The 10105-nt window shown below is 62.9% G+C and carries 9 protein-coding genes; 4 read left to right on the top strand and 5 right to left on the bottom strand.

Annotated features, from left to right (window positions below):
- Positions 1–68: 68 nt before the first annotated feature.
- The 3 genes from menD to ACLRGI_RS08690 form a co-directional block, all read right to left on the bottom strand.
- Positions 69–1781, bottom strand: a complete 1713-nt coding sequence (menD, locus tag ACLRGI_RS08700) for a 2-succinyl-5-enolpyruvyl-6-hydroxy-3-cyclohexene-1-carboxylic-acid synthase (protein WP_419201274.1) — start codon at positions 1779–1781, stop codon at positions 69–71.
- A gap of 211 nt (positions 1782–1992) precedes the next feature.
- Positions 1993–3009, bottom strand: a complete 1017-nt coding sequence (locus ACLRGI_RS08695) for an o-succinylbenzoate synthase (protein WP_419201273.1) — start codon at positions 3007–3009, stop codon at positions 1993–1995.
- A 61-nt stretch (positions 3010–3070) separates the two neighbouring features.
- Complete coding sequence (locus ACLRGI_RS08690; protein WP_419201272.1) at positions 3071–3676, bottom strand: hypothetical protein; 606 nt, start codon at positions 3674–3676, stop codon at positions 3071–3073.
- A 103-nt stretch (positions 3677–3779) separates the two neighbouring features.
- Here ACLRGI_RS08690 and ACLRGI_RS08685 point away from each other — a divergent pair, with 103 nt between their 5' ends.
- The 4 genes from ACLRGI_RS08685 (at position 3780) to ACLRGI_RS08670 (ending at position 7568) form a co-directional block, all read left to right on the top strand.
- On the top strand, positions 3780–4439 hold the full coding sequence (locus tag ACLRGI_RS08685; RefSeq protein ID WP_419201271.1) for a DUF2510 domain-containing protein: 660 nt from the start codon (positions 3780–3782) through the stop codon (positions 4437–4439).
- Positions 4440–4545: 106 nt separating this feature from the next.
- Positions 4546–5613 carry a LacI family DNA-binding transcriptional regulator gene (locus ACLRGI_RS08680; protein WP_419201270.1) on the top strand — a complete coding sequence of 356 codons (1068 nt, stop codon included), beginning with the start codon at positions 4546–4548 and terminating at the stop codon, positions 5611–5613.
- Between the two features lie 577 nt (positions 5614–6190).
- Complete coding sequence (locus ACLRGI_RS08675; RefSeq protein WP_419201269.1) at positions 6191–7135, top strand: LysR family transcriptional regulator; 945 nt, start codon at positions 6191–6193, stop codon at positions 7133–7135.
- On the top strand, positions 7116–7568 hold the full coding sequence (locus ACLRGI_RS08670) for an Lrp/AsnC family transcriptional regulator (RefSeq protein ID WP_419201268.1): 453 nt from the start codon (positions 7116–7118) through the stop codon (positions 7566–7568). The genes ACLRGI_RS08675 and ACLRGI_RS08670 overlap by 20 nt, the downstream gene beginning before the upstream one ends.
- A gap of 73 nt (positions 7569–7641) precedes the next feature.
- On the opposite strand, the gene ACLRGI_RS08665 is transcribed toward ACLRGI_RS08670, so the two are convergent.
- Positions 7642–9054, bottom strand: a complete 1413-nt coding sequence (locus tag ACLRGI_RS08665) for an aldehyde dehydrogenase family protein (protein WP_419201267.1) — start codon at positions 9052–9054, stop codon at positions 7642–7644.
- On the bottom strand, positions 9047–10093 hold the full coding sequence (locus ACLRGI_RS08660) for a homoserine dehydrogenase (protein WP_419201266.1): 1047 nt from the start codon (positions 10091–10093) through the stop codon (positions 9047–9049). Before ACLRGI_RS08660 ends, ACLRGI_RS08665 begins: the two co-directional genes overlap by 8 nt.
- Positions 10094–10105 lie beyond the last annotated feature (12 nt).

Genomic DNA, 10105 nt, shown 5'->3' with positions numbered 1-10105 from the left:
CAGCGGTTACAGGGGCGATTGGCGGCAACGGGCGCGAGCCGGATACGGATGCGGGGCCGCGGCCGGGGTTAGCCCGCCGTGAGGACTTGGCCCACGGCAGCCGAGATAGCGTCCTTAATCCGTGCATGGAGCACTCGGAGACCCGCCCGGTCCACGCGCACTTCCACAATGCTGCGTCCCTTCAGCGGAGACTTGAGGGCTGCGGCGAGTTCCGCCGTCGTGCTTACCGCTTGGTGTCCGACGCCGTACGCCGCGGCGAGTGCCGCAATGTCCACTGCGTGCGGGGTACCAAAAAGCCGCTCGACGGCGGTGCCGTAGGCGCCTGAGTCCTCGACGACCCCATGCTCGAGAAGGCTGAAGATGGCACCGCCGGAGTCATTGAGCACCACCATGCGAAGGTCCGGCGCGGGTTCGCCGTGGCCGAGGAGCAGGCCGCCGGCGTCGTGAAGGAAGGTGACGTCGCCCAACAGGACGGTGGTTTCGCGTCCGCTACCTATGGCGATGCCCGTGGCCGTAGCAATGGTGCCGTCGATGCCCGCGAGTCCACGGTTGGCGTACACAGTGGCGATGGGTTCGGTGTGAGGATGACCGGCGAGATCGACGTCGCGAATGCCGTTGGAGGAACCCAGCACCAACTGTCCGCGGGAGTGTTCCCAGACGGTGGCCCCAACGGATGGGCCGTTTGCGAGGCTCTCCCCCGCGAGCACACCATCGAGTCCGTGCTGGGCTGCAGCGCCGGCGAGGAGCCAGGAATCGAGCCATTCGGCGGAGCCGCGGCCGGCGAATTCGGCGAGCTCGGGCAGGGTTTCCATAGGGGTTTCACGCCGCCGGCCTGCCTCATACCAAGCAACCGGTACGGGCTGGTAGATCGCGGATTCAACAGAATCCCGCGCCAGCAGGGCAGCCACCGGGCGGGAAAGAGTGGCGCGGCCAAACAGGACCACACGTTCGATCGGCGTCGGTGAATCCGGACCGAAGTGGGCCAGTAGTACCCGGTACGGTCCTACGGCGTTCGGCCCGAAGCGTGCATTCGAGGAAGGTTCCGCCAGCAGCGGCAGTCCATGGGCGCGGGCAAAAGCCTCGGCTACGGGACCGGCATCGTGACCAGCGAGGACCACGGTGCGTCGCTCGGGGAATTCCCTTGATGCCTCTGGAAGGTCCAGCGCTTGGGGACCGGCATCGTAATGGAACACGCCGTGTCCCGCAGTAGCCGGAAGGGCGTCTCCGTCCGCCGGCACCAGTGGATCTCGGAACGCCAGATTCACCTGGACCGGGCCGGGCGGAGTGTCTTCCAAGGCGCCTGTGGCCGCGTATAGGGCGGTGGCGACAGCCTTCTGTGGATGGTCACCGGCGGCGACGTCGACGGCGAACCGAACGTGGTCGCCGAAAAGATCCAGTTGGGTGGTGGTCTGGTTCGCCCCGGTTCCGTGAAGTTCTTCAGGCCGGTCCGCGGAAATCACGATCACCGGGACAGCTGAATGATTGGCCTCCATGACGGCCGGCAGGAGATTGCCCACCGCTGTGCCGGAGGTGGTCACCACAGCGACCGGGGCTTGCGTGGAAAGTGCCAGCCCCAGAGCGGTGAATCCGGCGTCGCGTTCATCTATGCGAACGTGCAGCCGAACGCGGCCTGCTGCTTCCGCTTCCGCCAGCGCGTAGGCCATGGGCGCGGAACGTGAACCTGGCGCAACCACCACGTGCCGCACACCGCCGTCGAGCAGCGCCGTAACGGCGATCCGGGCGGTGCCGATGGATGTCAAAGAGTCCTGGGAAGTCACCATTCCAGTCTATTGGCGCTTCAGGACCCAAACGCCCGCTCACATCCCGGCACTAAACGGCCATCCCTCCATCACCCAGGTGCCGTTAAGGTAACTGACGAGCGCACCCAAAGCACGCGGGATGCGGATTCAGATATGGGGAAAGACCTTCCAAAGGATGTACGAGGTTCCTGCTGAGCCTTTCCGCCGAACCGCATCCGAGAGGTCGCTCTGGTTAGGAACCGGCGAACAAACCGTGCTGGTTTCGCGCCAGTACCGAATGCACTCGGCGGAGTCGGTCCAACCACCAGTCCCGTCTCTCCCCGGATGCTGCATACCGCTCAAGCAATTCGGGGTCGGCGGCCGTTTCGCGTAGCTGGATGGCGCCGTCGTCGGCCACCAGCGGATCCAGAGTGATATCCGAAGTGAACAGTGAAACGGTACCAAGGCCGCAGGCATAGGGAAGGGACGGAAGGGCGGCCGCGAGCGCCAGCCCGGCACGTATGCCCACCGAGGTGTCCAGCGCTGAGCTCACGACGGCGGGCAGCCCGGCTTGCTGCACAAGGTCCAGTGCCCGTGCGGCTCCCCCGAGCGGCGCCACCTTGACCACAATGAGGTCAGCTGCACCGGCTCGGGCAACACGAAGGGGATCTTCTTCTTTGCGTACGCTCTCGTCCGCGGCTATAAGTACTGACGTACCGGCCTCAAAGAGCCGTTGCCGGACCTCGGCCAGGCCCTCAATGGTGGGAACGGGCTGTTCGGCATACTCGAGTTCAACGACGGAAAGTTTGCCGAGGGCTTCCACGGCGTGCTCGATGTCCCACGCGCCGTTGGCATCCACCCTGATGGCGGCGTCGGGGAGGGCCTCGCGTACTGCGCTCACCCGGGCGATGTCATCTGCCAGGTGCTGCCCCCGCTCCGCAACTTTGATCTTGACCGCGTCCACCCGCCCGAACCGTGCCAGCACTTCCGGGACATGCTCTGCCGGAACGGCGGGGACTGTCGCGTTGACCGGGATCTTGTCCCGCACCGGCGCGGGGAAACCCAGCCAGCCCGCTTCCAAGGCTGCGGCCAGCCATCGTGAGGATTCGTCGTCGTCGTATTCGGGAAAGGGACAGAACTCACCCCAGCCCAGCGGTCCCCTCAAGAGGAGCGTCTCGCGTTCCATGATGCCGCGGAACTTAACGCGCATGGGCAGCGAGACCACGTGGGCGGAATCGAGGAGTTCTTCGAGGGAGGGAAGTGCAGGCATATTGCCACTGTACCGGCGCCCTCAGGCCGCAAAGACAGGTCAAACCGGCTATGTGGAAAAGCTACCCGTTCCAGTACTTCTGCACGTGCCCCAACGCCTCGCCGAACTGATCCCCGGACACGGCGAGCGAGCTCTCGGGAACCCCCAGTGCCCGCCATCGCACCACGAACGTGGTGTCCTCCTCCGGCAGCGGCCACAACCAATAGCGGCCGGTGAACTGGACATACTCGTCGTTGTTGCTCCCCCCACCGCCGCCCAATGTGGTCAGCACGGGGCCGGTGACGTCGTCGGGGTCGTCGAAAGCGGCCGGCCCATGGATGGCCGCTACAGCCTTGCGTCCGTCCGTAAAAGCGACACCCAATTCCAGTCCAGTCCTGGTGTCCAGGCTGGACCGCGGGTGGTTGTAGCTCTCCTCCACGATCTCCCGCCATTCCTGGTCCGATTCGTTGCCTCGCCGCACGGACCACACCAGGTCCAGCAGGCAACCACTGGAGTACACCTCCACCAGCTTCAGCACGATCACCATCCGCTGGCTCTTGTAGGCAAAGCCGCCAACGCGTGCGATGCCGGGCACCTCGTCGGACGGCGGACCGAACCATCCTGGCTGGACAGCCCGTGATTGGCGCGGCCGCTCGGGCTGCTCGGGGAGGTCATGGAAGAAGCTCATGCCCCATCCTTACACCGCCACATAGCGACTGGGGAGAGTCTCCTGACAAGCGAGAGGCAGCAATCGCGATATTCTCGGAACCACGACTCAAAGTGGGGGAAGAATGACTCAATCAATGCCCGGTTCGACTACGCCGCCCGGCTGGTACCCGGACCCGTCGGACCCGCGCTTGGTCCGGTGGTGGGATGGACGCGCCTGGACGGCGCACCAAGCTCCTGCCCAATTCCAGGCCCCTGCCCAGTTCCAGGCCCCTGGCCAGTTCCGGTCACCGGTCCCGGTGCCACGTCCCGAGCTCAGCCCGGAGACGCCGGTGTACAACCCGTTCATCTGGGCTATAACGTTGCTGCCGCTGGTCTCCGTCCTGCTCCTGTTAACTTGGCAGCCGGAATTCAGGATGATCACCACCCGGCAGGGCGCTACCACCATGGACCCTTTCTCCATGTATACCCCCGGCTATTTCTTGCTGATGGGTTCAAGTTTCCTGTTCTACGGGCTTACGGTGTTTTTCGCGTTCCTGGACCGGCAACGCCTTCTCAAGTCAGGCGTCGTGCGCCCCTTCCATTGGGCTTGGGCGTTCCTTAGCCCTGTGGTGTACGTGATCGGCCGCTCGGTGACCGTCAACAAAGTTGCGCCCAAGCGCGGCCTCTGGCCTGTGTGGGCCACAATCGCCGTGTTCGTCATCAGCATGGTGGTTACCGGCATTTGGATGTCCAATCTGTTCCAATCCATGTATTCGCAATTCGGGTATTCGGTTTCGACGTGACCGTTCCCGGGCGGACAGGGTCAATTGGTTACCCGGGCTGACTCCCCGAACGAATCCTCACACGCGTTAGGTAGACTGCTGACTATTCGGCAGGAGAGGAATCACCATGAACCGCAAGGCCACAGCACTGGACGTCGCTAAAAGGGCGGGCGTTTCCAGGAGCGCGGTCTCGCTGGTTCTAAATGGCCGCGGCGATGGGAACGTGGCCAAGGAGAGTCAGGACAGGATCCGGCAAGCGGCCCTGGAGCTCAACTACTCCCCCAACGCCATCGCCCTGAGCCTGCGGAACCAACGCTCGCGGGTGATCGGCATTCTGTCCGACGAAGTAGTGGTCAGCCCCTTTGACGGCAACATCATCGGGGGCGCAGATGATGTGGCCCGGAGCCGTGGATTCGTCACCGTCGTTATGGACACGGAACGCGATACAGCCAGGGACGCGAGCGCCATCGAGACCCTCCTGGACCGCCAGGTTGACGGGCTCATGTACGTGACCGTTGGCCTGAAACCGATCGAAGTACCGCACGGCATGCTTCGCGTCCCGTCGGTGCTGGCCAACTGCTATGACAACCACCCGCAGCCACAGTTGCATCACGTCATTCCGGACGAGGTTACTGGTGGCAGGGAGGCAACGAGGCACCTGCTGGATCTTGGACACCGGGACATCGCGCTGCTCGCCGGGTCCGAGGATTCGCCTGCGGCCCCGTTGCGCGTACAGGGTTATCGGGATGCGCACATGCTTGCCAATGCTCCTGTCCGTGAGGACCGGATCTTCATGGCCGGCTGGGACATCGACGCCGGCTACCGCGGCACCATGAAACTGCTCGACGGCGTGTCCCCGGCCGACCGGCCCACGGCCATCATGTGCGCGAACGACCGCCTGGCAGTCGGCGTTGCCCTCGCCGCAGCACGCCTGGGTCTCAGCGTTCCCCAGAACCTATCCATCATGGGCTACGACGACGAAGCACGGATCGCCGACACCATGGTTCCCTCCCTCACCACCATGGCACTGCCCCTGCGGGAAATCGGCCGGGCCGCGATGACCACGCTGCTGGATGCGATCGAAGGCGCAGACGGAATCGAAGCCACGAACGCAGACAAGGGGACCGCCGTCGAAACGATGGTCCCCTGCCGCCTGGTGGTGCGTGAGTCCACCGGCCCCGCACCCACCCGCTGACTCAAGCACGTTGCGAGGCCCAACCTGCCAGCAAAAGGTTGCAGTCGTGGGCACGTCTACGGGCCGCTACGCCGGAATGCCCTAGCCAGGATCATTGAAGGACTTGGACATGCGCCGGGTCCTCAAATTTTTCTTGGTTCAGGTCCACGGTTCCAAAAAATGGCTGTTGTCCTGGTCACTTGAACCATCACAACAGCTGATTGAATTCGTAGGGCGCTGGCGATCTGCCCGATGCGGGAGGGATCCGGGGTTTGAAGCCTCAGGAGTAGTGAGCAGTCCTCGACGGAGATCTCGGCGGTGACAATTTCCGGAATGAAGTCCAAGGACCGCAAGAGGTCATCGCCTGTCCGCGAGCAGTCCTGGACTACTCGGAGGACAGCCGAGGGAGGACGGAGCGCTGGATCAGGATAGTTTCGGATGATTGTGTACCCTCGTCGATACAGTCCGGGACTCCTGACGTCGTGACGTGACTACTTGAGGGGTACTGGGAAATTCCTGGGACGTGATGAGACATCTGAAGCACTCAGAAGCCACGCAATAATGGCATATGTTCGCACCGACCATTAAGGTTAGCCTTATGGATCCCTACCAGCTTCGAGTATTGCGTGAGCTCGGAGACCAGGGAAGCGTAGCTGCCACGGCCAAAGCTCTGGGAGTGAGTCCTTCAGCCGTTTCTCAAACCCTGTCTGCGTTGCAGCGGAGATTCACGGCATCGCTCACGCAGAAGCGAGGCAGATCCGTTGAGCTAACCGACGCTGGTGAGGCTTTGGTGGTCGCGGCAATAGCGGTCGCGGAGGCATTGAGCAAAGCCGAAGCAGCGGTTGACGATTTCGTGGGTGGAATTGACCGCACAGTGCGGGTCAGCGCCTTTCATAGCGCTGCTGCCGCCTTCTTCCCCGGGCTAGCAGCCAAGGCACAAAGAGAGGGTTTCCCGTCAATCGAGTGCGTTGACGAAGATGTCGAGCGGGTGTCCTTTCCGGCTCTGACCGCTTCCTATGACATCGTCATCGCCCACCGGATGAGCCACACACCACCATGGGCTCGGGACCGGCTGGCCGTACTCTCCCTTTTGCGCGAACCGATGGACGTTGCGATGCATGGCTCCCATCCCTTGGCGTCGAGAGCTTCCTTGACACCAGCTGACCTTGTGGGTACCACATGGATTTCCACCCATGCAGGCTTTTCCCCGGCGGATATGCTCGATGCCATCGCTGCTGCGGCCGGGCATCCCATGCGTGTTATCCATCGAATCAACGATTTTGGCACGGCCGCCGCGATGGCGGCCGAGAGCGACCACCTGGCGCTTTTGCCGCGGCATACTGTCCGGATCCATCCATCGCAGCAGGTAGTGCTGCGACCGCTGGCGGGCATGCGCACAGTCCGGCATGTCGACATGTTGATTCGCCCCGAACGCGTCGTTCACCGCGCAGTTTCGCTCGCCGTCGACGCTTTGCGTGAACTTGCCCGATCCCGGGTCCAGTCTTCCTTGGAGAGGAATCCCAGTGACCAAGAACCCACCTGATGCTATCGACGCCACAATCCTGGCCGCCCTTCGTGCAAATGCCAGGAGCAGTCATGCCCAGCTGGGTGAGAAGGTCCGGTTGTCCCGAAATGCTGTTCGGGCGCGGATCGAACGGCTTGAGCGTGAAGGGTATATTCGCGGCTACACCATCAAGGAGGCCGTCCTTGAAGGAGAACGGCCCGTGAGTGCTATCCTGCTGGTCCACCGGGCTGATCGAATGCGGGGAGGTGACGTCTTGGCTGGTCTCCGGGCCTTGCCGGAAGTGGTCACCTGCGACGTCGTGAGTGGAGAGCTGGATCTGGTGGTCCGGGTAGAAGCCCGGGATGCTGACCGGATCCGGGAGATCTGGCAGCTGGTCTCGGAACTCCCTGGAGTGCGGGATATGACCACTGCGTTCTCTCTCTCGACGGTAATCGACCGCCGTTCCAGTTGATCACGTGGGTGCTGAGGCCCCTTGGAAGTGGTTCAGCCTCAGCACCCTGGCCCCGATCACCAACGCCTGGCGCTCACGAGTTGATTGCGATGACCTTAGGTTGAGTCATGTCCTCGTAGGCGAACCTGATTCCCTCACGGCCCATGCTTCCGTACTTCGCGCCCCCGAAAGGCATTGCATCCAAGCGGTAATCGGAGGAGTCATTGATCATCACACCCCCGGCTTCTATGGCTTTCGCCGTGCGGAGGGCCCGATCGAGGTCTTTGGTAAAAAGACCAGCCTGGAGAGCATACTCCGAGTCGTTGGAAAGACTGATGGCTTGCTCCGCGGTATCAAAAGGCTCCACGAGGACAACGGGGGCAAAGACCTCTTCCGCCCACGCATCACACTCGTGAGGGACTCCTATCAGCACAGACGGCGCCAGGACCGGGCCGTGAAGTGAACCGCCGGCAAGCAGGAGGGCACCACTGGCTACGGCTTCGTCGATCTTTCGCTTGGCTGCCTCGGCGGCGTCAGTGCTGATCATGGGACCGACGTCGGTGCGTTCGTCGGCCGGATCTCCGGCAATGAGGGCCTTCGTCGCGGCAACGAAGGAAGCCAGGAATTCTTCGTACACCGGTTGCTGGACCAAGATTCTCTGCGTACCGATGCAGTTCTGCCCGGCTGCCCAGAAGGCTCCGGACACACATGACTCCACCGCCCTGCCCAGATCAGCATCCTCGAAGACGATGACGGGCGCGTTGCCGCCCAGCTCCATCGAAAGCCGCTTTATGCCTGCGTTGGCTGCTATCGCGTGTCCCGTGGCGAATCCCCCGGTAAAGGAGACCATCCGCACCTGTCGGGAGGAGATGATTGCCTGCGCAACATCGCGATTCCCGAGAACCACAGTCACAATATCTGCCGGCAGGCCTGCCTCTACGAGCACCTCGACGAGCCGCATCGCCGTCAACGGGGTGAGCTGTGAGGGTTTGAGAATGACAGAATTCCCGCCTGCGATTGCGGGGCCGAGTTTGTGCGCGACGAGGTTAAGCGCATCGTTGTACGGGGTGATCGCTGCGATCAGACCGAGCGGCTCGCGTGTGAACCATCCCTGCCGGTTCTCGGAGCCCGGGAATGAGTCGAAGGGAATGACTTCCCCGGCGTTCCGTCGGGCTTCGTCCCCGGAAAGCTTGAGAGTGTTGACGGCCCGGCTCACTTCCTTACGGGCCTGCCTGATGGTTTTGCCGGCTTCCGCGACGATGAGGCCGGCAAATTCATCAGAGTCCCTCTTGAGAATTTCCGCGGCAGTGTCCAAAATCCGACCTCGCTCATGTCGGGACAGAGCGGCCGCCGACTTCGCTGCCGCCGACGCCCGCCCGATTGCAGCCGGAAGCTCGCCCGGGGTGCACTGTGGAAGCGTGGCCAGGAGGCTTTCGTTGTACTTGTTTCGGACCTCGAGCTCAGCTGCGGCATCTATCAGGGTTGTTCCCATAGCCTGCTCAAGCATGAACGCCATCCTTGTGGAACGCGTCAATGGCGATGATGTCCGAAATCAACGCGTACGCCGTTTCGGTGCGGCCCGCGCCAGGACCTGAGACGGTCACGTGGCCCAAAAGATCCGTGTCGAAGGAAACGGCGTTCGTCGCTCCAGAGATTCCTGCGAGGGAATGGCCTGCGGGGAGGGCGAGCGGTTTCACGGAGGCAGTCACGCTCCCGTCGCCTTGACGGACAGCTTGCCCAAGGAGCTTCCAGCGCCGTCCGTCCGCCACAGCACGCGCGACGTCGCCCGGGGTGATGCCCTCGATGCCCGTGGTCTCGACATCGTTGGGTGTGATGTTGGCGTCGAGAAGTTCGTTGGCGAGGATCGCAACCTTTAATCGGACATCAGACCCGCCGATGTCAGCGGTGGGGTCTGCCTCCGCGTAGCCGAGCGTCTGTGCCTGAGCTACTGCCTCATCGAAGGACAGGCCCGCCTCCATCTGACCGAGTACATAGTTGCTTGTTCCGTTCAAGATGCCCTGTACGCCCTTGATCCGGAGGCCACCGAACATGCTACTGGCCAGACGGAGGACAGGGGTGCCGCTCATGACTGAGCCCTCGAACTCAAAGCGCACGGAATTCTCTGCCGCGAGGCGCGTCAGTTCGGTACCATGCAGCGCGACCGGACCCTTGTTCGTTGTCACCACGTGCTTGCCGGCCTCGATGGCCCAACGTACGTGCGAAACGGCAGGTTCGCCGTCGACCGGGCTGGTGAACGTGGCTTCGACGACGATGTCGGCGGGGCTGTTTTTGATGACTTCCTCATTGAGGGGATCCGCGTTTCCCCCGGGCAGTTCAACAAACGAGGCGCCGCGAGGCATCGCGAGGACAGTACTGAGATCGATGCCCTCCGCCTGCACCAGGGAGCCAAAAGCCAGATCGGTGATGGCGACGACCTTCAAATCGAAGCCCAAGGCGGCGAATCGCCCTGGTTCATCCCGGATAAGTTCGGCCAGAGCGCGATTGACGCCCCCAAAGCCGATGAGAGCAAGACTGTAAGTGGTCACGGGTCCTCCGTT

Source organism: Paenarthrobacter sp. PPS72, from assembly GCF_048537125.1.
GTDB lineage: Bacteria > Actinomycetota > Actinomycetes > Actinomycetales > Micrococcaceae > Arthrobacter > Arthrobacter nitroguajacolicus_E.
This window is presented reverse-complemented; position numbering and strand designations above follow the sequence as displayed.

Coding starts and splice junctions, on each gene's coding strand:
- ACLRGI_RS08665 (WP_419201267.1), bottom strand. CDS start 9,054: ATGCTTGAGCAGGCTATGGGAACAACCCTGATAGATGCCGCAGCTGAG.
- ACLRGI_RS08685 (WP_419201271.1), top strand. CDS start 3,780: ATGACTCAATCAATGCCCGGTTCGACTACGCCGCCCGGCTGGTACCCG.
- ACLRGI_RS08695 (WP_419201273.1), bottom strand. CDS start 3,009: ATGCCTGCACTTCCCTCCCTCGAAGAACTCCTCGATTCCGCCCACGTG.
- ACLRGI_RS08690 (WP_419201272.1), bottom strand. CDS start 3,676: ATGAGCTTCTTCCATGACCTCCCCGAGCAGCCCGAGCGGCCGCGCCAA.
- ACLRGI_RS08675 (WP_419201269.1), top strand. CDS start 6,191: ATGGATCCCTACCAGCTTCGAGTATTGCGTGAGCTCGGAGACCAGGGA.
- ACLRGI_RS08680 (WP_419201270.1), top strand. CDS start 4,546: ATGAACCGCAAGGCCACAGCACTGGACGTCGCTAAAAGGGCGGGCGTT.
- menD (WP_419201274.1), bottom strand. CDS start 1,781: ATGGTGACTTCCCAGGACTCTTTGACATCCATCGGCACCGCCCGGATC.